Below are 20,961 nucleotides of genomic sequence, written 5' to 3' on the forward strand. Positions count from 1 at the left end.
CGAGCGGCGCCTTTCACGGAAAGACTTCTGGAAACGATTTCCTTGATTTTCAGGGAGGATGACTTGCGCACTATTTCCGACAAACAGGGCCTGACACTGAAGGCGGCAACGCGCCGCTCAGTCGACATGGCGGGTGGCGGCGACGCCTTGCAGCACGTGACACGCGTGCGGGCGTCGTACATCTCTAAATGCGGCTCGGCCGGCGAGGACAATGCCGACAAATACTTGCCAATCGACGTCGCTACTGAAGCTGACATGGAGGCGGGTTCGCCGATCATCCTCTCCGCCATGGCTGAAATCCTCGGCTATCGCGTCATCCCGATCGTCGAGGGCGCCGACCTTTCGCTTCCCATCGAGCCGCCGACACACAAAGACGTGACGCACCTGAACCGCGAACTGATGGACGTGGTCAGGGCCTACGGTGACGCGGTCGATGACGGTCATGTCGACGGCCGCGAAAAGAAGGAAATCACGCGCGAGATCGACGAGGCGATCAAGGCCCTCCGGTCGGCGCTTCAGCGGATTGGCGGTGCGGTATGACGAAGGTTCGCGTCACCCGCATTGTCTGTCTCGGCTGCCGTGGTTCCGGACAGCTCGGCTGGCTCACTGGGCCATGCCCTCGCTGTGAAGGCGTCGGCAAGGTGCCGGTGACCAAAGCTCTTGCCTTGGCCGACGAGCGCTATGCGCTCGCGAACGGCGGATTTTCTTCCGGCGATTACGGTCTGGCGACGCGTACTCGCCTGCGCAATGAGGCCACATCGATCTACGCAATCGCCGGCATCACGCCGCCATGGCAGGCGGAGGGCGAGCGATGAACCGGACGCCCATCCAATCCAAGCGTGACCGCGACCGGCTTCGCTCCGAACGAGGCCTTCAACGCAAAGAACTGCTGCGCGAGATCCGCAAGACCGTGAAGGCCTGGCGCGATGGCGCCGGTGTCGAGGCGAGCATGCAGCGTGTCGCCGACCTGATGGACGGAAAGGCGCAGTGATGGATTACGCTGCCTTTCTCGCCGACAAGATCCAGATGGCGCCGGCTGGCGGGTTCAAGGTCGATGATGCCGAGATCAATCCGATCCTCAAGGGCCACCAGCGCGCCATCGTCAAATGGGCATGCGCCGGTGGCCGGCGCGCGATCTTCGCCGCCTTCGGTCTCGGCAAATCCGTCATCCAGCTCGAAATCCTGCGGCTGATCCTGAAGCGTTTCGGCGGCCGCGCGCTGCTGGTCGTGCCGCTCGGCGTGCGGCAGGAATTCAAGCGCGACGCTGCGATGCTCGGCATCGAGATCACATTCGTGCGGTCGATTCTGCAGGCGCAGGCCGATGGCATCTACATGACGAACTACGAGACGGTCCGCGACGGCAAACTCGATCCGCGGGACTTCGACGCTGCCAGCCTCGACGAGGCGTCGTGCCTTCGCGGCTTCGGCGGCAGCAAGACCTTCCGCGAGTTCATGCGGCTCTTCGACGGAGTGCGCTTCAAGTTCGTTGCGACCGCGACGCCGAGCCCGAACGAATTCATCGAGCTGCTGGCCTATTCCGCATTCCTCGAGGTGATGGATATCGGCCAGGCGAAGACGCGCTTTTTCAAGCGCAACTCCGAAAAGGCCGACACGCTCACCATCCACCCGCACAAGGAACGCGAGTTCTGGCTTTGGGTGGCAAGTTGGGGGTTGTTCGTGCAGCGGCCCTCCGATCTCGGCTTCTCCGACGAGGGCTATGAACTGCCGGAGATGGAGGTCAACTGGCACGAGCTGCCGGCCGATCACGCGACGGCGGGTGCCGAGAAGAGTGGCCAGCAGCGTCTGCTGCGCAATGCCGCCGCCAGCCTCTCCGACGCCGCGCGCGAGAAGCGGGACAGCCTGCAAGCCCGGATCGCCAAGATGATGGAGCTGCGCGCGGAAGATCCCGAAGCGCACCGTCTCATTTGGCACGACCTCGAAGACGAGCGTCGCGCGATCGAGGCGGCGATTGCCGATGTCGTCACCGTCTACGGGTCACAGGACCTCGACCTGCGCGAGCGGGCGATCATCGACTTTTCCGAGGGCAAGATCCGCGAACTGGCCGGCAAGGCCTCGATCATGGGGTCTGGCTGCAACTTCCAGCGCCACTGCGCCTGGGCGATCTTCCTCGGCATCGGCTTCAAGTTCAACGACTTCATCCAGGCCGTTCACCGCATCCAGCGATTTCTGCAGACGCGCACCGTGCGCCTCGACCTCATCTACACCGAGGCCGAACGCCCCGTCCGGGACAGCCTCGAGGCGAAGTGGCGGCGTCATGAAGAGCAGAGGGCGATCATGACCGCAATCATCAAGGAATACGGCCTCTCGGCCGCTGCCATGGCGAGCACTCTGAAGCGCGCGATGGGTGTCGAGCGTATCGAGGTTTCGGGCGAGGGATATCGCGTCGTCAACAGTGATTGCGTCGTCGAGTGCGAGCGGATGGAGGCCGACAGCGTTGACCTCATCGTCACCTCGATCCCGTTCTCCACCCAGTACGAATATTCCCCGAACTACGCCGACTTCGGCCATACCGACGACAATGCCCACTTCTGGCAGCAAATGGATTACCTGATCCCGCAGCTCTATCGCATCCTTGCGCCGGGCCGCATCGCTGCCATTCATGTCAAAGACCGCATCGTGCCCGGCGGGATGACCGGCCTCGGCTTCCAGACGGTCTATCCTTTCGCCGACGATTGCACGGCGCACTTCCGTAAGCACGGCTTCGCCTTCCTCTCGCGCAAGACCATCACGACAGACGTCGTTCGCGAAAACAACCAGACCTATCGCCTCGGCTGGAGCGAGCAATGCAAGGATGGCAGCCGCATGGGCAACGGTCTGCCGGAATATCTGCTGATCTTCCGCAAGCCGCCGACCGATCGCTCCAATGGCTATGCCGACCGGCCGGTTGGTAAGGACAAGCGCGAGTGGCGGCAGGGCGAATGGAGCGGCGACGGCTATTCCCGCGCACGCTGGCAGCTTGACGCTCACGGCTACGAGCCATCGTCCGGCGACCGTCAGTTGACCCCGGAGGATCTCGGCGGCCTCGAAGCGCACCAGATCTACAAGCTCTGGAAACGCTACCAGCTCGATACGGTCTATGACTTCGAGCATCACGTGAAGGTGGCCGAAGGCCTCGAAGAGCGCGGCATGCTGCCTTCGACCTTCATGTTGCTGCCGCCGCATTCCAAGCATGACGACGTCTGGACGGACGTCGCGCGCATGCTCTCCATGAACACTCTGCAGGCGCAGGCTGGCCGCGAAATGCACCTCTGCCCGCTGCAATTCGACATCGTCGACCGCGCGATCTTGCAATACACCGAGCGCGGCGAGCGGGTGTTCGATCCCTTTGGCGGCCTGATGACGGTTCCCTATCGGGCGATCAAGCTCGGCCGGCAAGGCGCCGCGGTCGAACTGAACCCGGGCTACTTCCTCGATGGCTGCAAATATGTCGAAGCGGCCGCGCGCGAAATGGCGATGCCGAGCCTCTTCGATCTGCTCGAGGCGGCCGAATGAGCAAGATCCGCCTCTTCATCGTGACCAACGATCCGGAGCGCGCGCTGGGCGAGACGCTCGGCTGCGCGACGACGAACGCGCCGGAATGGTGCCGGGTTGTCAGCGATCCGGTCGAGATCCTGCGCCTGCCCTCGGGATCGAAGTGCATCGGCGCATGGTTTGGCCGGGACGGCTCCGCTCAGGAATCGGCCTGGCGCGAGCGTCGCCTCGTCGGCGGCATCGTCTTTCTCACGGACGAGGACTGGCAGGGGCTTTCCGCATGGATTGCCAAGCGCAAGGGCGGCGCAGAGTTCACCGCACCCGAACCCTCAGCGATGCCGCCGCCGGCCGCTGCCACCCGCCCAAACCTCGTCCAGCAATTCACCTGAAAGGAGCCGAACATGGGAAAGCAAGTTACCAAGGTAGGATTTTTCGAGCCGGGTCTTGTGACCGCCGCGAGCTTCGCGCGCTTTGAGCCCTACCAGCGCACCGAATTCTGCCTGCTCGCGGCCGAGGCCGGGATCGCGGTTCCTGATGTTGCGGACATGATGCGCATTCCGGCCGCCGCGGTCCGCACCGCCATCGTGTTGACGTTCAGCCACAACCCCTTCAAGGGCGCCGCCCAGGCTGAGGATGAGGTGACGATCGAAAACCGCAGCACGATGGCGCGCAAGTATCGGATCGCGTTGCTTGGCTATATCGAAGCCGGCGACAGTAAGACGGTCACCGTGACCTATGCCAACCTATCTCGTGCCATCGAGATGCGTCAGAAGGCGATGCTGTCGATCCTGCAGAAGATGCGCGATGGCGGCTATGTCGAGCAGCTGCGCGAAGGTCGCACGAATGTCCCCGCCATGTTGCGTCTGACGCTGAAGGGTGAAGCTGCGCTGACCCGCTGGCGCGAGGCCGCCTGATGGAGCGGCCGCGCATCCTGCTCGTCGTAGCGCCGTCGCGGCCGGAATGCATCCGCACGGCCCAGGCCTTCGAGATTGACGTCGAAGCACATCTCAACCAGGTCCGGCTGATTTGCACCTTGCGTGGGCTTTTGGGCTGGAATGAAGGCACGCCGTTCATCAGCCTTGGCCGCCTGTTCTGGCCATTGCCCGGCCGACACCCGCTCTATCTCGCGCTGACCTCGCTTGAGCGCTGCGGCCACTTCCGGGCCGCCGAAGATCGCGATCTGGCGCCTTTGCGTGCGCCGCTCCCGGGGACCGACAACGCTCGGATGCTCATCAACACAGCTGCGGGGGCTTACTATTGAATTACAACTCCGCTTTCGTCCAAAAGCTCTTTCGCGACATAGGCCACTTCGTCCAGGAAAGTCAGGAACACTTGCCGGTTCAACTGAGCGAGAAACTTCTGATACGCCGGTCCTACAAGCGGGCTTCCCGCCTCTGCTGCTTCGTAGATGCTCTCCAAAGTCTCCAAGCTGGTTCCAATGGTTCGTCGTATCGTCGAGATAGATGCTTGGCAGACGTGGTAATCCTCGAACTCGTCAAAGGCACGCTCATCAAAGCGCTTACATATGGTTTCGAGAGCGCTCTTCGTCCTAAAGATGCACGTGGCCAGGTCCGAGGTCGCGGTGGGCTGCGCACTCGCGAAATTCTCGAAAAAGACAAAAGTTCCTTTCAAGGCACTAGCCCCGCCCAGTGCTCGCTTGGCGACACTGACTACCCGCCTCTGTTGCACACTCTGCGCAATGGAGTTCTGCTTTCGTGCCTCAGCCACCTGTCGGGCAAGATAGACTACCGAGACGGCCGTAACCACACCGCTGAACATGCCGCTGAACATGCCGAATATTTCTCGCCCGCATGCCTCACCCTGAAGGCAGAACGTCGGCAGGCCAAAAATGGTTAGCAGAAGGACGGCCTCAAGTAAGATCAGCGCCACTATCCAAAAGTGTTTGTCCCATAGTTCACGTAGCTTCATCGATATCTCCCCGATTGCAAGCTTCCTAGCAGCCGCTGCGCTTGTCTTTCAACGGGGGCGTGCATGACGGCCGCGATCGATCTGTTTATCGAGGAAGCCCGAGCCGTGAGCGTCGTCGATGCCGCGGTCTCGCTTGGCATTGTCGGACCATCCTTCAAAGGCAATCATGCAGGACCGTGCCCTGTTTGCCAGGGCAAGGACCGTTTCGCGATCAGCAGCATCAAGGGCGCTTGGAATTGCCGCAACTGCGGCATCGGCGGCAAGGATGGTATTAGCCTCGTCGCACATGCAGGTCATATCGATGTGCGATCGCGCGCCGGCTTCCTAGCCGCCTGCGCCGAGGTCATCGGTAAGCCGTTGCCGGATGAGGCCGAGCGCGAGACCGAGGAGCAGAGAGCTGAGCGGCGCAAGAGGATCGAGGCGCAGAAGGCGAAGAACGAGGCGGCAGCCGCCGATCGCGAAAAACAGGACAATGCCTATCGCGATCGCGAGGTTAAACAGTCTCGCGGCCTGTTCTTTGGCGCCTCGGCCGATCCGCATGCGGATGTCGCGGCCTATCTCAAGGCGCGCACCAGTTATGACATGCCGGCAGAAGTCTTTGCCTATTTGCGCAGCAATGCCCGTTGCACCTACTGGCACGGCCGTGACGAGCGTGGGCATGAGATTGCGCACTATACCGGCGTCGCGATGATTGCTCCCTTCGTCGACCCTGCCGGCCAGGTGACCGGTTGCCACCAGACGTGGATCGATATGCGGTGCGAGCCGAAGTTCCGGCCGGATCTCGGCACGGATGCCAGAGGCGACCCGCTGCCGACGAAGAAGATGCGCGGCACGAAACGCGGATCGCTGATCCCGCTCTTCGGCCTCATGTCGTCGACGCGATGGGTCGGCGGCGAAGGGATCGAGAACGGCCTGTCGATCGCCGGCGCCGAGAAGTTCCGGGCGGACACCTTCTATTTTGCAGCCGGTGATCTCGGCAACCTTTGCGGCCCGGCCGATCCGAAGTCGCGCTTTGTGCATCCGGACCTGACGAAGGCCGACAAGAACGGCCGGCAGAGGCGCATGATGATCGCGGGGCCGGAACCGAAAGTCGACCAGGCGCCAGACGAGGCGATGCAGGCGGCCGATCACGTGACCGAGCTCGTGCTGCTCGCCGACGGCGACAGCGAAGTGATCTTCACCGCGGCCGCGATGGCGCGCGCGGAAAAGCGTCTGACGCGGGACGGCAGGACGGTCGAGACCTGGTGGCCGCCGGTCGGCATGGATTTTTCAGCATTGATGACGAGGTATTGACGTGAACGAGCACGTGAGGCCGGCGCTACCGCCCGAAGTCGCCCGGAAGATGGCGGAAATTGCACGTCAACGGGCTGCTGTGAACCCGGACCCCTTGCCGATATCGAAGCCGCAGCCGGAAGAGCTGTCCATCGAACTGTCGCCGCACGAGATCCTCGAGCGTTGCGCGCTTGAGCCTGAAACCGACATTGGCAATGGTCGGCGCTTTATCGAGCGCTATGGCGACGACATCGTCAACGTTGCGCGCGTCGGCTGGCACGTTTGGGACGGTCGACGGTTTCGGGAAGATGAAGATGGTTCGGGCGTGCGCCCGCTGGCTCAGCGGACCGCCGAATTCATCGACGACGAGGCGATTCTGCTCGATGCCACTGAGGCCGAGCAGACGGCGATCGAGGATGGTCGGCTTGCCATCGAGGAATTGAAGGCGATCGGCAAACCGCAGAAGGATTGGACCGTCGAGCAGATCGACAAGCACGACGCGCTGCAGTCGCGCGTTTCTCGGTTGGTCGCGGCCGACAAGGAACGGAAGGGGCGGCAATCGTCTCGGCACAATCACGCCAAAAGCTCAGCCGGAACCTCCAAGATCAACAACATGCTGACCGAGGCTGCACCTCACTGTGCCCGCATGGTCAAGGATCTGAATACGGATCTCTACGCCCTCAACATGGAAAGCGGCACGCTGCGCTTTGTCCGCGCTGACGGTAAGTGGACCGTCAGGCTCGATCCGCATCGACAGAGGGACTTCATCACCAAGCTTGCGCCGGTGAAATTCGATGCTGACGCCTATTCGCCGGTGTTCGAACGGTTCCTTGAAACAGTGCAGCCGATCGAGGAGTTGCGCCGCTTTATCCAGCGGTTCTTTGGCTACTGCCTGCTGGGCACGACGAGCGAGCACTGCCTGCTGTTCTTCTATGGCGCCGGCCGAAACGGGAAATCCACGCTCGCGGAGCTGATGTTGGATTTACTCGGAGACTACGCTGTGTCCATGTCTATCGACAGCTTCGCCGGCGACCACCAGCGTAAGGGATCGGATGCAACACCCGATCTCGCGCGACTGCCCGGCGTGCGCCTGGTGACGGCCGAGGAGCCGGAACAGGGCGTGAAGCTCAAGGGCGCATTGATCAAGAAGATGACGGGCGGGACGAAGATGGATGTGCGGCGGCTAAATCAGGAGTTCTTCGAACTCATGCCGCACTTCAAGCTCGTGATCTCCGGCAACCACAAGCCGATCATCGTCGATGACTCGGACGGCATGTGGGCACGCGTCCACATGATCCCCTTCGATGTGCAGATCCCGCGCGAGCAGATAGACCGCGATTTGCCGGCCAAGCTTCGGGCCGAGCGTGACGGGGTTTTCGCGTGGATGGTGCGCGGTGCGATCGACTATCTGGAGAACGGATTGCGACCGCCGAAGCAGGTCGTCGAAGCGACCGAGGAGTATCGGCAGGACAGCGACCCGATAGGCGATTTCCTGCGTAACGGCTGCGAGGTGACCGGCGAGGAACATGACGAGGAAGTGCCTGGCGCACTCGTCGATGCCTTCAGGCTCTACGCGAAGAAGAACGGCCTTCCAGAGTTTAACCAAGCGACCATCACGCGTCGGCTGCCCGACCAGGCTAAGAAGGACTGGACGGCGCCAGACGGCACAAAGCGGCAGTTCTGGCGAGCGAGGTCGAATGGCACGGTCTATCGCGGCATCAGGATCAGGTCCGAGTATCGAGCCAGCATGGGCGGCAGGCGACCCGACGACGACGATCCTTTCCCCATGGACTGACGCACCCGGACCCCCTGATGGGCGGGTAGGACAGCAGTCCTGGAATGCGCTTCTGCCCAATTCTAAGGGTGCGGGGCGGACAGCAAGGACAGCAAGGCCATGATGGGCGGACACATAGAAAACCGAGCGGACAGGAAAAGGCCAATGAAATCAATAGTTGGACAGCAAGGACAGCAATTTTCGTGCGGCGTCATGCGCGCGCATAAGATATGGCGCGCGGCAAACACCATCAGAAGTGAGGAAGGTAGTCTCATGACGATATGCGGAGTGTTGCTGCCCTATCTGTCCATTCATTGTTTTTATTGAGGAATATCTGTCCAGATACCTCTCTATCTGTCCATTTTAGAAATTGTTGCTGTCCTTGCTGTCCAAAGAGGATTTGAAATGAAGAAGACGACCATCGAAGCGCTCCTGACTTGGGCTTTTACGAAGGAACTCGGCAAGGTCGGCTCTGGTGGCACCTACGCTGGACCGGGATACAGCGTCGCCTGGAGCGGCATGTTGGAGATGGCGGCGTTGGGAACGATGGTTGACCGCAGCCCGAACGTTTATGGCGCGATCCCGGGCTTCATCTATGAGGGTGAGCCGAACCCCGATGCTGTTGTGGTAGGCGACGCGGTGCGTGCTCTTACCCATGAAGGCTTCGAGATCGCGGACGGATGGAACCCCGTCCCGGATTGGGCAGATGAACTTGGGCTAATCGCTGGAGCAGTCGAGAAACTGGCTGTCGAGCAGCGCAAGCGCGCCGATCGCTTGAGTGGCCGCCACATCCTTTCCCTCGTCATAACCTCGGCAGTGCTCGGCCGTGGCCCGACCTGGCAGGCCGAGGCGCCGAAGACTGTCATGGTAGAACATCGCGGCAAGCCGGCGTGGTTCGTCATGCGGAAGGCGAAAGATCGCACCGGCAAGACCTACGAGTACGAGGACAATGGCTTTGACCAGCGTCGCCAGCGGCCATTCAAGGGCGCTTATCGCAAATGGTGCCTTGATCGCTCGATCCGTGGTGACGTTCTTTCCCGCCTCGATTGGCAGCTGTGGCAATCTGCGCTTGAGCTGCTGCACCTCCGCCTTTCGGCTCCGACGTGCCTTACCTCTCATGAACTGTGGCCATTCCGCCCGATCCGTGCACCATGGAAGTCGCTTGTCGGAATTCCGCAAGATACTGAAAAGGCTTCATAAATAGAAAATTCTGCACGTTGTTGCGCGCGGCAGAAAGTTGACATAGCTTAGCCACACTGAAAAAGATCAGGTTCGACCCGCTGGACGCAAACCCGGCGGGTTTTGCTTTCCAGACGATGGAGGCAGCCATGAACCCCGCCGCTGTAATGGCGGCAATAGCAGGTGCCCGATGATCGACGCGCACATCAGGTTCGATCTGTCGGGTTTCGAGCGATCCTTGCGTGATATCGAGCGCAAGCAGTTGCCTTACGCGATCATGCTGACGCTGAACGAGACGGCAAAGGGTGGCCGGCTCGAAGTGCAGCGCGAGATGGATCGCGTGTTTGATCGGCCGACACCCTATGCCAAGCGTGGTGTCGTCTTTGACCGGGCCACCCGGCAGAACCTACAAGCGGCTGTCGTCGTGACGGGTGACCGAACCAAAGGCGGGTTGCCAGCAACCGCGTTCCTCGGCCCGCAGATAGAAGGCGGGATGCGCACGCATAAGGCTTTCGAGCGGCAGCTGATCGACCGTGGCGTCATGAAGCGCAACGAGGTCGCTGTTCCTGCCAAGCGTGCGCCACTCGATCGATACAGCAACATGACGCAAGGGTTTCTGAACCGTGTCATGGCCGACCTTCAGATCGATTATCGGGGTGCCGGCGCTACCCGCGTCCGCTCCGACAAGTCGGTGAAGCGGAACAAGAACTACAAGAACGCGCGGTTCTTCGCCGCCAAGCGCCCGAGCCACCTGTTTCCGGGTGTCTACCAGCGAGACCCGACCACGCAAGCGATCGTTCCGGTCATCTTGTTCGTGTCGCAGAGCGCATATCGCGTCCGCCTCCACCTTCGGAAGGTCGTCGAGCGCCATGTGGACGCGAATATTCACGACAACTTCGCCGCTGCCTTCGAAAGGGCGGTTCGGACGGCCCGATGACCGGTCGACCCGTTTCACGGGTCCTTCCTGGGCTCGGCCGGCCTACGGGTATTTGGCACCGCGGTGGTTGCCTAGTCTGAGCGATTTTTTGAAGCCTAAAGTCGGAAGCCTAAACTAAAGAGCCCGGCTAAAGACGAGCCCTAAAGATGAGCCTTGCCGCTGAAGTCATGACGAAGAGCGCGTTTGCCGCTCATGTCGGCGTCAGCGCCGGACGCATCTCGCAATACATCGCCGAACGGAAAATCCACGGCGAGGCGCTCGAAGGCGAAGGCCGTAGCGCGAAGATCCGCACGGCGGTTGCGATCGAACAGCTTCAGCGCACGCTGGACCCCAGCCAGCGCTTCGGCGCGAACGGGACCGCGACGCGCACGGCGCCGAGCACCGTTGCCGACGATCGGGCCGATGTTCCCGCACGCCAGCCGGCTCGCGAAAGACCACTTGAGCCTTTCGTCGACGAGGTCGCGGCCGAGAAGCTGAAGCAGCAGAAGATCACGACCGCCCGCATGGAGCGCGAGGAAGCGCTCGAGCTCGGTCGTTACATGCTGACGGACGATTCCCGTCGCGAGATGGTCAAGGCGGTGGCCGAGGCCTTCAAGGTCATGGAGCAAGGTATCCCAGAAATGGCGAAGGCGCTTGCTGCACAGTTCGCCGTCTCGACACACGATGCCACGCACGTGCTGCTAAAGGCGTTCCGGGATCACCGGGCGAAGAAGGCGAAGGATTTCGCCGCCGCTTCTGCTGATCTCGATGAGCACGTCGAGGACGATCAGCCGTGACGGTGATGTACAATCCGGCGCGGCTTGCGCTGGACGTGCTGGCCGAGATCTGCGAACCGCCGCCATCAGTCAATTATCTCGACTGGGCAAAGCGGAACATCGTGTTCTCGGAGCGCATCACGGACCACCCGGGCCCGTATAACGAGGACCTCGTCCCGTTCTTCTCGGAAATCCTCGAGGCGCTGTCGCCCGAGGATCCGTGCAACATCGTCAGCCTGGCAAAGTCGGCGCAGATCGGCGGCACCATCTGCGCCAACATCTTTACGCTCGGTTCGCTCGACATGGCTCCCGGCGATTTCCTCTACGTCCACCCGACGGAAGAGAACGCCGCCCGCTGGTCGAAGACGAAGCTGATGCCGCTGGTCCGCGAAATGCCGGCCGTCGCCAAGCTGTTCTCGCAGAACAGCCGTGATGCCAGCAACTCGGTGCTCTACAAAGAGCGCATCGACGGGCGCGGCGCCATCCAGGCGGCTGGCGCCAATTCGCCGGCAGGCCTGTCGATGATCTCGCCGCGAAAGCAGGTCCAGGACGACCTTGCCAAGTGGCAAATGAACGAGGCCGGCGACCCGGAAGCCCAGGCGGACAGCCGCAGCAAGGCCTTCTTCAACGCGAAGGTCTTCAAGATCTCGACGCCGATGGTCGAGCCGGGATGCAAGATCACGGCGAACTATCGCGAGGGGACGCAAGAGAGCTATCATGTTCCTTGCCCACATTGCGGTGAGCTGCAGGAGCTGCGCTGGGAAAACATGCGGGATCACATCGATCCCGAGCATCCGGAAAACGCGCATTTCGTCTGCATCGGTTGCGGCAGCGAGATCCACGAGCATCATCGCGAGTGGATGGTGCGGCCCGAGAACGGCGCGAAATGGGTCGCGAAGTACCCGGAGCGGGCGCGTCGCCATCGGTCGTTCCGAATTTGGATGGCTTACTCGCCATTCGAGCGCTGGGAGAACCTGGCGCGCGAATGGATCTCGCTTCAAGTGGGGGGGCCGGAGAGGCGCGACAACGGTTCCGGCGCCGAGCAGACGTTTTTCAACGACTGGCTTGGTCTCGCCTACGAGGCCGACAACAAGGCCGTCGATTGGGAGGTCCTTCGCGACCGTGCAGACGAAGACGGCTTTCACCGTGGCATCATTCCGGCTGAAGCGCTCGCGCTGGTGCTCGGTCTCGACGTTCAGGGCGATCGCGTCGAATGGCTGCTTGTCGGCTATGGTCGAAACCGATATCGCGCCGTCATCGATCACGGCGTGATCGACAACCGGGCGGGCAGTCACCTGCCTGGCTACAAAGAACACTCCGGTCACATCTCGGAGCCGGAGGTTCGGGCAGCGCTGGACAAGCTGTTGCAGCGCGAATGGACCGACGATCTGGGCCGTAAGCGAACCGCCGATCGTCTCGCGATCGACGGCAATGCCTATACCGACGATGTCTGGAACTGGGTTCGCAAGCACCCAAAGTCCCGCGTCATCATGGTTCGCGGCGGCAATACCGAAGCGGCTCCGCCGATCATGCAGACGAAGGAGTACGACAAGCGGGGCAAGCCGAAAAAGCAGAAGTGGTCGTCGCGCTTCTTCACGTTCAATTCGTCGGCATTCAAGCTTCGCCTGTACCGGGACTACAAAAAGACAGATCCTGAGCGCGCCGGATACATTCGTTTCGCGCGCGGTTTCGGTGACGATTTCTTCCAGCAGGCGACATCCGAAGCCCGCGTTCCGGAGAAAAAGAAGACCCGTAGTGGACACGTTCGCTACATCTGGAAGCTGCTCGACGGTCGGCGCAACGAAATCATCGACATGCTCAACCAGAGCCTGGCCGGTGCCTATCGTTGGGGCGTGCCGTACTGGACTGACGAGGAATGGGACGCCATCGCGGACCGCCTCGGCAAGATCGAAACCCCCGTGCAGGGCGACCTTGAAGACCACCTCAACCGGGTCGAGGTGAAAACCGAACCGGCGCCCGAAACGCCGGCACCCGACAATTCAGCCCTCGTCGCGGCAGCACTTGCTCGCGCCGAGCGGGCTCGTCAACGTAACCGCTAGGATCATCCAATGGCTCTGACCGAACAGGAACGCGCCGTGCTTCTGGCGCGGCTCGCTGATGCGCGCGAAGCGCTCCACCAGTTGGAGATCGGGCGATCCGAAGTGAGCCTGACCTACAACGGGGAAGCGATGTCCTTTGCCGCTGCCGATCGCGGCTCGCTGCGCCAATACATTCGCGATCTCGAAGCGCAGCTCGGTCAGCGCCGTTCCGCTCGCGCCCGTGGCCGGGGAGTGATCTTCGGATGAGTGACGTTGCGATCCTCGGCCCGGACGCCAAGCCATTGCCGGAAGCGACCCGCAAGGCCGCCCGGATGCAGATGGCAAAGAACCGGATGATGGCGTCGGCCGCCTACCAGGGCGCCGGCAACGATCACCCGTCGTTGGCGAAGTGGCGTCCGGGCACATGGTCGGGCCAGTCGGCCTTGTCATGGAGCCGTGTCGACCTGGTCGACCGCCTCAACGACGTCGCGCGCAATGACGGTTGGGGTGCTGCCGGCACGTCGCGCCTCGTCGACAACATCATCGGCTCGGGCTGGACGCTTGCGGCGCGACCGAACCATGTGTCGTTGAACATGACCTTCGAGCAGGCGGACGAGATCTCCGACAAGCTGGAGGCTCTGTGGCGCGACTACACGCAGGACGTTGACAAGTGGTGCGACGCCGAGCGCACCAAGACAATGGCCGGCGTTCTCGGCCTTGCTGCCCGCCATCGGTTCGGTCCGGAAGGCGAGGCTTTCGGCATCATCATCTGGCGCGACGAGGCTCCGCAGTTTCAGACGGCGGTCCATGTCATCGATCCGGCGCGCTGCTCGAACCCGGATGGCCGCATGGATGAGGAGTTCCTGCGCGACGGTGTTGCCATCGACGGATACAGCGCACCGCAGGGCTACCATTTCCGCAAGTCGCACCCGGGCGAGATCTTCGCCGGCAACACCGGCCTTTGGGACTGGGAGTATGTCGAGCGCGAAACCGATTGGGGCCGCCCGATCGTTGTTCACGCCTTCGAGCAGAAGCGCGCGGGGATGACGCGCGGTGTTTCGGACTGGGCGCCGATCATCCGGTCGATCAAGCAATCGACGGACTATGAGGATTTCGAGAGCCAGGCAGCTGCGTTGAACGCGGTCATGGCGGCCTTTATCGAAACGCCATTCGATCCCGAAGAACTGCTCGACGCGATGGGTGAGGACGTCTCGGCCTCAAAGGTCTCGGGCCTGATGGGCGAATTGTCGGCGGCGCAGAAGGCCTATTACAGCGCCGCCCCGATCGACCTTCCCGGCGTTCGCGTCAACGTGTTGCAGCCGGGCGAGAAGGCGAACCTAACGAAGCCGGAGCATCCGAACGCGAACTTCGAGGCCTTCGTCAACGCTGCCCTTCGCAAGGTCGCGAGCGCGATCGGCATTACGTACGAACAGCTGACGATGGATTGGAGCAACGTCAATTACTCGTCGGCGCGCGCCGCCCTGCTCGAAATCTGGCGTGGCCTGACCGCCAAGAAGGGCGGTTTCGCCGCGCAGTTCATGGGGCCGATCTATCGGGCGTTCGTCGAGGAAGTCTTCGACAAGGGTCTAATCGAGCTTCCGGAGGGCGCGGTTCCTTTTGGACAAAACCCCGCCGCCTGGTGCCATGCGGACTGGATCGGTCCCGGCCGTGGCTGGATCGACCCGCTTCGCGAAGCGCAGGCCGCCGGCGAGCGGATCAACAACAACCTGACCACGCTGCAGCAGGAAGCCGCCGAGCAGGGTCGCGACTGGAAGATGGATGCTCTTCAGCGGGCCCGGGAACGCGCCTTCTACGACAAACTCGGTCTTTCCAGTGCCACTGCGAACACCGGCCCTCGGCCTCGTGTCGCCGACGATCGCGAGCCCGGCGAGGATACCGAAGAGGAGGTCAACGGCCGCCAATCCGCACGCCGTCATCCCGTCGGCATTCCAGCCATTGCCAGAAGGAAACCGGCATGAGGAACTATCCAGAAATTGCCAGTCGCATGTTCGGCACGCCGTTGATGCTGCATCCGTCGAAGGGCGATATCATCGCCCGTGCTTTCGGGCCGCGTGTTCTCGGCTCGACCGACGGTGAAGATCTGCAGGTCGTTGGTGGCGAGGCGATGGGGCTTGTCGGCGACAAGATCCGGGGCGCCAAGGACGGATGGGGCGACCGTGTCTACGAAGGGCCGGATGTCGTTACTCCTGGCATTGCGTTGATCGAGATCGAAGGATCGCTTGTCAACAAGGGCAAGTGGATTGGCAAATCCTGCGGGATGACCAGCTATGAAGCCATCGGGGCTCAGGTGCGGGACTGCAAGGAGCGCGATGACATCAAGGCCGTCGTGTTTGAGATCGACAGCTACGGCGGGGAAGTGACAGGCGCCTTCGATTGCGCCGAGCAGATCTTCGAGCTTTCGCAGCTCAAGCCGACGATCGCGGTGCTGACCGATCACGCCTGCTCGGCCGGCTACCTTCAGGCGGCGCCGTGCCGGCAAATCTTCATCCCGCAGACGGGCATCTGCGGTTCCATCGGCGTCATCTCAATGCACGTCGATATGAGTGCCTGGCTGGCAAAGGAAGGTCTGAAAGTGACCATCCTTTCGGCCGGTGCGCACAAGGCCGACTTCAACCCCTATCAGGCCATCCCCGAGGATGTGCTGAAACAGGAACTCGCGGAGCTCGAAGAGCTTCGCGTCGAGTTTGCGGCGGCCGTGGCACGTTTCCGTGCCGGGCGCCTGACACAGGAATCTGCGCTCGCTACTGAAGCGCGGGTCTATCGCGGACAAAAGGCGGTTGATGCCGGCCTCGCCGACGCGGTTGCACGTCCTTCGCAGGTCCTCGAGGCCTTCGAAGCGGAACTGAGCCGGACGGCCGGCTAACCCATCATCATACGGAGACGACGATGTCGAACTTGACGCGCACCAGCGCGCTCACGCGGAGCGTGCTCGCCGCCATTAGCGGCAAAAAGGGCTCCCGGCTGGAAGAAGAACGGCCGGAAGACCTCGAAGAAGAAGAAAACGCCGAAGGCACCGAGGATGACACCTCTGCCGAAGACAATGTGACCGACCCCGAGGCGGAAGCCGAGGAAGAGGACACTTCGGCGGAAACCGACGAAGAGCAGACGGACGAGGGCAAGACCTCGGCAAACGCGATCCGCCGCGCCGAGCAGGGTCGCATCCGCTCGATCCTCACCCACCCCAAAGCCGAGAGCAATCCCGGCCTCGCCAGCGAACTGGCCTTCGGCTCGAAATTCTACTCGGCCAAGGACGCTGGCGCGCTTCTGGCATCGGCCAGCGCCGGCGGGACCAGCCTCGGCGCCCGCATGGCCGGCAAGACCCCGAAACTCGGAGCCGGCACGCCCGGTAGCGGCAAGAGCGCGGAACGCCAGGCCGTGATTGCCGGCATCGGCAACACCATCAAGGCCATTCACGGCCGTAACCGTAAGGGAGCCTGACCCATGGCCGAAGCAACCTTCGCCCCGAACGATCTGATCGTCTCCGACGTGCCGGTCGTCACCCGCAATGTCACGATCGCCAGCGGCCAGAACCTGAAGCGCGGCGCCGTGATCGGCAACATCACTGCCTCGGACAAATACATCCTGTCCGCCTCGGCCGCCGCCGACGGTTCGCAGACACCGGGCCTCGTGCTCGCGATCGACTGCGATGCGTCGGCCGGCGACGTTGTTGCCGCTGCCTATGCCGGCGCCGGCCTCGACGCCTCGAAACTCATCCTTGGCGCCGGTCACACCGCCGCGACCGTGGAAGCCGCTTTCCGCAAGGCAGGCGCGCCGCTCTACGTCCGCACGCTGAAGTGACGGCAAAGTCCTGAAAGGTTCCTGACACATGGATATTCTTCTGAATACCGCAGAACTGACCGCGGTTCTGCCGCCCCGCGACCGTCCGGAGGGCTTCCTTCGCGACCGGTACTTCTCGACGACCGTTCTGTCCGACATGGAAGAAATCGTCTTCGATCGCATCCTGCCGGATCGCGAACTCGCTCCGTTCGTTCATCCGGACGTTCCGGGCAAGGACTCTGCAAACCGTGGCTTCAAGGCGACCAGCTTCGCGCCCGCCTATGTGAAGCCCCAGAACACGCTGCGCCCGCGTGGCAACATGATCCGTATTCCGGGCGAGCCGATCGGCGGGCGCGACACGCCGGCCGCGCGCTACGCCTACAACCTCGCGACGATCATCGACGACCAGGATCAGCGTATCACCCGACGCGAAGAGTTCATGTGCTCGCAGGCCCTGCGCACCGGCCAGGTCGTTGTGCAGGGCGAGGATTACCCGACGCAGACGATCGCCTACGGTCGTGACGCAGCCCTCACCATCGCACTTGCCGGCGCGGCTCGCTGGGGCGAAGCCGGTGTCGATCCGATGGACAGCATTGATGCCTGGGTGGATTTGCTGGTCAACACCAACGGCTTCACTGCCCGCGAAGTGCTTCTCGGCGGCGGCGCGGCCGGCCTGCTCAAGAAGTCGCCGCGGTTCATCGAGATGCTCGACAATCGCCGGCAGGATGGTGGCATCATGCAGCTCGGCCCGGTCTCGGTCGGCGCCGAGAACAAGTACTACTCGGTGCTCGGCACCATCGGAGAGCTGACCTTCATCCAGTACTCCCAGCCTTACACGGTCGGCGGGGTGAAGCAGAACTTCTGGCCGTCCTACGGCGTCGGCGTGTTCGATCCGTTCGGCTTCATGGGTCACTTCGCCTACGGCGCCATCCTCGACAATAACGTCTTGCGTTCCGTCGAGCGTTTCCCGGACATGTGGCCGGAGCGCAACCCGTCGCGCACGATCGTGCAGACGCAGTCTGCCCCGCTGCCGATCATGCCGGAGCCGGACGCCAGCCTCTTCGCGCTGGTCCGCTGATCCATCCCTAAAAACCGCACATCCGCTTCATCTCCGCCGTCCTAGTGATGGCGGAGCGTGACGGAATTTGGAGGCTCAGATGAGCAAGAAAACAGAGCAGTTCAACGTCACCGTGACCCTCGGCAAGAAGGTCTACAAGCCCGGTGAAGCTGTCCCGGTCGGCACCAGCGGTGGCCTGTCCGAGGACGAGGTGAAGAACCTGCGCGCCAATTTTGGCGACTACACCGGCGGGCCTGACGTCTCGGGCGCTCCCCTACCGTCGAATGCGGACCTCGCGAAGATCCGGGATGAGTTTGCCAAGCTCACCGCCGAGCGTGACGATCTGCTCGGTGATGTCGATCGACTGACCGCCGAGCGCGACACGTCGATCGAAAACAGCAAGGCGCTGCAAAAGCAGAACGAAACCCTTGAAACCGACAACGATCAGTTGGGCAAGGACAACGCGCTTCTCGCCGATCAGGTCACGGCTCTGCAGGGTCAGGTTAAGACCCTCGAGGCCGATCTCGCGAAGCTGACCGCGAAATGAGCAGGCGCCCCGACGTCTTTGCCCGAATGGGGCCGAAGTTCGCGAGAGCATTCGGCAATGTCGACGCGGTGTTCACCATCGCCGGCGTCGTCAGCCCGAAGGCGGTTCGGGGCATCCTGCGCGTCTGGCGCGAGGTCGAGCTTATGGAGGAGGTCGATCAGGCGGTCGAAGGAACAACGCATCTGCTCGCCGTTGCCGCGACTGACGTGCCTGGCCTCGAAAGCAAGCGCGACACAGTCACGATCGATGGCCTGACCTATCCAATCATCAATGTGGGAGACGACGCTCGCGCGATGCTGAAGCTCTCCCTTCAAGGAGACATCTGACATGAAGGAACAGGTAGCACCGGCGGCCGAGGCGAAGGTCGACCCGGCCGAGGAGATCTGCCAGGCGCTCTTCGCCACCGACGAAGGCGGAAAGAAAGATGCGGCTCGCAAGGCCGTCGGCGGCATGACGCAACGGCCGTGGCAGCAGTTGCCGTCGCGCCTGCGCTCGGCGATCCGCTCCGACGTCGGGCGGCTTGCCGACCAGAAGAAGACGCGCGAGCAGATTGTGGACCTCGGCTATTCGGTCGAGATCCTCGGCCAGGCGCTTCGCGACCTGGGCAAGACGATCGCCTGACATGGCGCACCTTCGCACCCAGATCTTCGACGCGGTGAAGACGCGGCTCGTTGCCATCCAGCGCTTCTCCGATGCCGACAAGGTCGTTCGTGGCCGCAAGGGCGCGATCAAGCAGGAGGCGTTGCCGGCGCTGACGCTGACATGGTCTGACAGCGCCGAGATTGCCAGCGTGCGCCCGAGCTCCGGGCCGAACGGCGAGGATGGCTATGATCGCAGTTTGCCGCTGTCGATCGTCGTTCACCTTCGCGACAACGATCCGGAGCTTGAGTTCGACGAGATCTGCGTCGAGGTCGAGGCGGCCATGGGCGTCGCCATCGAGCTTGATGGCCTGGTGATCGAAGCCTTGCTTGAGACGTCTCGCCACTATGTGAACCCGCAGACCGGCACCTCTCTCTGTGCCGGCACGCTCAACTACCGGATCGCCTACAAGACGCTTGCGGCCGATCCGCAGCAGTCGGCGCTTTAGCGCTTCTCCCTCCCGACAAACAGAGGATTTTGCCATGGCTCTCGGCCGTACGCTCACCCTTGGCCGCTCCGATGGTGCCGGCGCGTTCACTCTCGCCTGCATCACCGAACAGCGGTCTCTCGAAATCAACAACGAAGAGATCGACATCACCAAGCCCAATTGCATGGATCCCGGCAGCAAGCTGGTGCTTGCGCTGATGCACGGCATCCAGTCCGTCCGTTTCAGCGGGCAGGGCGCCTTTGTCAGCGGCGCCGTGATGAAGGCCGTTGCCGCTGATGCCATCAACCAGGTCATCACCGAGTATCAGGTCACCGTGCCTGGCGTCGGAACCTTCGAGGGCGATCTCCTGGTGTCGATCACCTTCTCCGGTGACAAGACGAACGAGCTGCAGATGGACATCCGGTGCTCGATGACCGGCGTCATCACTTTCGTGGCGGCGGTCTGATGCAGGATATCAATCCCATTCGCGGAGAGGCGCCGGTCAAGATCGGCGCCATCGACTTCCGCATCGCCGTCACCTTCTCCGGCCTTGCCCGGTTGTCTCAGGCGCTTGGCGCCAAAACCATTGACGAGATCTATGCCCGGCTCCTCGGCTTCGAGCCGAAGGCTGTTGCCTGTGCTGTGCGCTGCCTGATTGTTGTCGACGACGCGGACCAGCTCGACGCGCTGGTCGCCAAGATCCTCGACGACAGCAACATCTCGATCGCCGACCAGGCAAGCTGGCGCGACGCGGTGGAGGCCGCGCTTGCCGGCCACATCGAAGCGGGCCGCATCCGCCGCGATGAGCGGACGGCGAACGATATCGCGGTGGATGCCGTCCTGGGAAAGCCCGTCAGCCCCTCCTGATCTCAGACCAGATCAAGACGGCGTATCGCGTTGCCACCTCCTCGAAGCTTCTCGGCTGGTCGCCGGAGATCTTCTGGAAGGCGACGGCCGCCGAATTTGAGATGGCGCTGGAGGGGCTGTCCGGAAAACTGAGCGGTGCGCCGTTTATCACGCGCGAGGAGGTTCGCCGTGCCGCGGCTGCTTACGGGGTTCGGCCTTCTTTGAAGGCCAATCCCAATCATCAAGTCATAGGGGCACCGAAGGGATAAG

The 20,961-nt window shown here is 62.4% G+C and carries 27 protein-coding genes; 26 read left to right on the forward strand and 1 reads right to left on the reverse strand.

Going from position 1 to position 20,961, the window contains the following annotated elements; translation table 11 throughout:
• Positions 1-63 precede the first annotated feature (63 nt).
• The 7 genes from IB279_RS37060 to IB279_RS02815 are packed head-to-tail and all read left to right on the forward strand — an operon-like array spanning position 64 to position 4,753.
• Complete coding sequence (locus IB279_RS37060; protein ID WP_246801845.1) at positions 64-540, forward strand: phage regulatory CII family protein; 477 nt, start codon at positions 64-66, stop codon at positions 538-540.
• Complete coding sequence (locus IB279_RS02790; protein ID WP_192339169.1) at positions 537-815, forward strand: hypothetical protein; 279 nt, start codon at positions 537-539, stop codon at positions 813-815. The genes IB279_RS37060 and IB279_RS02790 overlap by 4 nt, the downstream gene beginning before the upstream one ends.
• Positions 812-991, forward strand: a complete 180-nt coding sequence (locus IB279_RS02795) for a hypothetical protein (RefSeq protein ID WP_192339006.1) — start codon at positions 812-814, stop codon at positions 989-991. The genes IB279_RS02790 and IB279_RS02795 overlap by 4 nt, the downstream gene beginning before the upstream one ends.
• Positions 991-3,513, forward strand: a complete 2,523-nt coding sequence (locus IB279_RS02800; RefSeq protein ID WP_192339008.1) for a DNA methyltransferase — start codon at positions 991-993, stop codon at positions 3,511-3,513. The genes IB279_RS02795 and IB279_RS02800 overlap by 1 nt, the downstream gene beginning before the upstream one ends.
• On the forward strand, positions 3,510-3,881 hold the full coding sequence (locus IB279_RS02805) for a hypothetical protein (protein ID WP_192339010.1): 372 nt from the start codon (positions 3,510-3,512) through the stop codon (positions 3,879-3,881). The genes IB279_RS02800 and IB279_RS02805 overlap by 4 nt, the downstream gene beginning before the upstream one ends.
• Before the next feature lie 12 nt (positions 3,882-3,893).
• Positions 3,894-4,406: a hypothetical protein gene (locus tag IB279_RS02810; protein ID WP_192339012.1), complete on the forward strand. Its 513-nt coding sequence runs from the start codon at positions 3,894-3,896 to the stop codon at positions 4,404-4,406.
• On the forward strand, positions 4,406-4,753 hold the full coding sequence (locus IB279_RS02815; protein WP_246801846.1) for a hypothetical protein: 348 nt from the start codon (positions 4,406-4,408) through the stop codon (positions 4,751-4,753). Before IB279_RS02810 ends, IB279_RS02815 begins: the two co-directional genes overlap by 1 nt.
• Here IB279_RS02815 and IB279_RS02820 read toward each other — a convergent pair.
• Complete coding sequence (locus tag IB279_RS02820) at positions 4,747-5,421, reverse strand: hypothetical protein (protein WP_192339014.1); 675 nt, start codon at positions 5,419-5,421, stop codon at positions 4,747-4,749. The genes IB279_RS02815 and IB279_RS02820 overlap by 7 nt on opposite strands.
• A gap of 63 nt (positions 5,422-5,484) precedes the next feature.
• Between IB279_RS02820 and IB279_RS02825 the strand changes: the two genes are divergently transcribed.
• From IB279_RS02825 to IB279_RS38105, 19 genes are all read left to right on the forward strand, one after another.
• On the forward strand, positions 5,485-6,714 hold the full coding sequence (locus tag IB279_RS02825; protein WP_192339016.1) for a primase-helicase zinc-binding domain-containing protein: 1,230 nt from the start codon (positions 5,485-5,487) through the stop codon (positions 6,712-6,714).
• A 49-nt stretch (positions 6,715-6,763) separates the two neighbouring features.
• Positions 6,764-8,488 carry a phage/plasmid primase, P4 family gene (locus IB279_RS02835; protein ID WP_246801865.1) on the forward strand — a complete coding sequence of 575 codons (1,725 nt, stop codon included), beginning with the start codon at positions 6,764-6,766 and terminating at the stop codon, positions 8,486-8,488.
• A gap of 384 nt (positions 8,489-8,872) precedes the next feature.
• Positions 8,873-9,667, forward strand: coding sequence for a hypothetical protein (locus IB279_RS02840; RefSeq protein WP_192339022.1), 795 nt, complete (start codon positions 8,873-8,875; stop codon positions 9,665-9,667).
• A 169-nt stretch (positions 9,668-9,836) separates the two neighbouring features.
• Complete coding sequence (locus IB279_RS02845; protein WP_192339024.1) at positions 9,837-10,583, forward strand: hypothetical protein; 747 nt, start codon at positions 9,837-9,839, stop codon at positions 10,581-10,583.
• 146 nt (positions 10,584-10,729) lie between these two features.
• Positions 10,730-11,359: a hypothetical protein gene (locus IB279_RS02850; RefSeq protein ID WP_192339025.1), complete on the forward strand. Its 630-nt coding sequence runs from the start codon at positions 10,730-10,732 to the stop codon at positions 11,357-11,359.
• Positions 11,356-13,398, forward strand: coding sequence for a terminase gpA endonuclease subunit (locus tag IB279_RS02855; protein WP_192339027.1), 2,043 nt, complete (start codon positions 11,356-11,358; stop codon positions 13,396-13,398). The genes IB279_RS02850 and IB279_RS02855 overlap by 4 nt, the downstream gene beginning before the upstream one ends.
• Positions 13,399-13,407: 9 nt before the next feature.
• On the forward strand, positions 13,408-13,644 hold the full coding sequence (gene gpW, locus IB279_RS02860; protein WP_192339029.1) for a gpW family head-tail joining protein: 237 nt from the start codon (positions 13,408-13,410) through the stop codon (positions 13,642-13,644).
• Positions 13,641-15,356 (forward strand): phage portal protein, encoded by a 1,716-nt coding sequence (locus tag IB279_RS02865; protein WP_192339031.1) that lies wholly within the window; start codon positions 13,641-13,643, stop codon positions 15,354-15,356. The genes gpW and IB279_RS02865 overlap by 4 nt, the downstream gene beginning before the upstream one ends.
• Positions 15,353-16,261 carry a S49 family peptidase gene (locus IB279_RS02870; RefSeq protein ID WP_192339033.1) on the forward strand — a complete coding sequence of 303 codons (909 nt, stop codon included), beginning with the start codon at positions 15,353-15,355 and terminating at the stop codon, positions 16,259-16,261. The genes IB279_RS02865 and IB279_RS02870 overlap by 4 nt, the downstream gene beginning before the upstream one ends.
• A 23-nt stretch (positions 16,262-16,284) precedes the next feature.
• Positions 16,285-16,836, forward strand: a complete 552-nt coding sequence (locus tag IB279_RS02875) for a hypothetical protein (RefSeq protein ID WP_192339035.1) — start codon at positions 16,285-16,287, stop codon at positions 16,834-16,836.
• 3 nt (positions 16,837-16,839) lie between these two features.
• Positions 16,840-17,196 (forward strand): head decoration protein, encoded by a 357-nt coding sequence (locus tag IB279_RS02880; RefSeq protein ID WP_192339037.1) that lies wholly within the window; start codon positions 16,840-16,842, stop codon positions 17,194-17,196.
• A 28-nt stretch (positions 17,197-17,224) separates the two neighbouring features.
• Positions 17,225-18,253: a major capsid protein gene (locus IB279_RS02885; RefSeq protein WP_192339039.1), complete on the forward strand. Its 1,029-nt coding sequence runs from the start codon at positions 17,225-17,227 to the stop codon at positions 18,251-18,253.
• 79 nt (positions 18,254-18,332) lie between these two features.
• Complete coding sequence (locus tag IB279_RS02890; RefSeq protein ID WP_192339041.1) at positions 18,333-18,779, forward strand: hypothetical protein; 447 nt, start codon at positions 18,333-18,335, stop codon at positions 18,777-18,779.
• Positions 18,776-19,105 (forward strand): hypothetical protein, encoded by a 330-nt coding sequence (locus IB279_RS02895; RefSeq protein WP_192339043.1) that lies wholly within the window; start codon positions 18,776-18,778, stop codon positions 19,103-19,105. Before IB279_RS02890 ends, IB279_RS02895 begins: the two co-directional genes overlap by 4 nt.
• A gap of 1 nt (position 19,106) precedes the next feature.
• The gene (locus IB279_RS02900; RefSeq protein ID WP_192339044.1) at positions 19,107-19,400 is read left to right on the forward strand and encodes a hypothetical protein; all 294 of its coding nucleotides are present in this window, start codon (positions 19,107-19,109) and stop codon (positions 19,398-19,400) included.
• 1 nt (position 19,401) lies between these two features.
• Positions 19,402-19,866, forward strand: a complete 465-nt coding sequence (locus tag IB279_RS02905) for a hypothetical protein (RefSeq protein WP_192339046.1) — start codon at positions 19,402-19,404, stop codon at positions 19,864-19,866.
• 34 nt (positions 19,867-19,900) lie between these two features.
• Positions 19,901-20,311: a phage tail tube protein gene (locus tag IB279_RS02910; protein ID WP_192339048.1), complete on the forward strand. Its 411-nt coding sequence runs from the start codon at positions 19,901-19,903 to the stop codon at positions 20,309-20,311.
• Positions 20,311-20,712, forward strand: a complete 402-nt coding sequence (locus IB279_RS02915; RefSeq protein WP_192339050.1) for a hypothetical protein — start codon at positions 20,311-20,313, stop codon at positions 20,710-20,712. The genes IB279_RS02910 and IB279_RS02915 overlap by 1 nt, the downstream gene beginning before the upstream one ends.
• Before the next feature lie 11 nt (positions 20,713-20,723).
• Positions 20,724-20,960 carry a phage tail assembly chaperone gene (locus IB279_RS38105; RefSeq protein ID WP_192339156.1) on the forward strand — a complete coding sequence of 79 codons (237 nt, stop codon included), beginning with the start codon at positions 20,724-20,726 and terminating at the stop codon, positions 20,958-20,960.
• Position 20,961 lies beyond the last annotated feature (1 nt).

The sequence above is a fragment of the Ensifer sp. ENS06 genome, from assembly GCF_014852205.1.
Taxonomy (GTDB): Bacteria; Pseudomonadota; Alphaproteobacteria; order Rhizobiales; family Rhizobiaceae; genus Ensifer; species Ensifer adhaerens.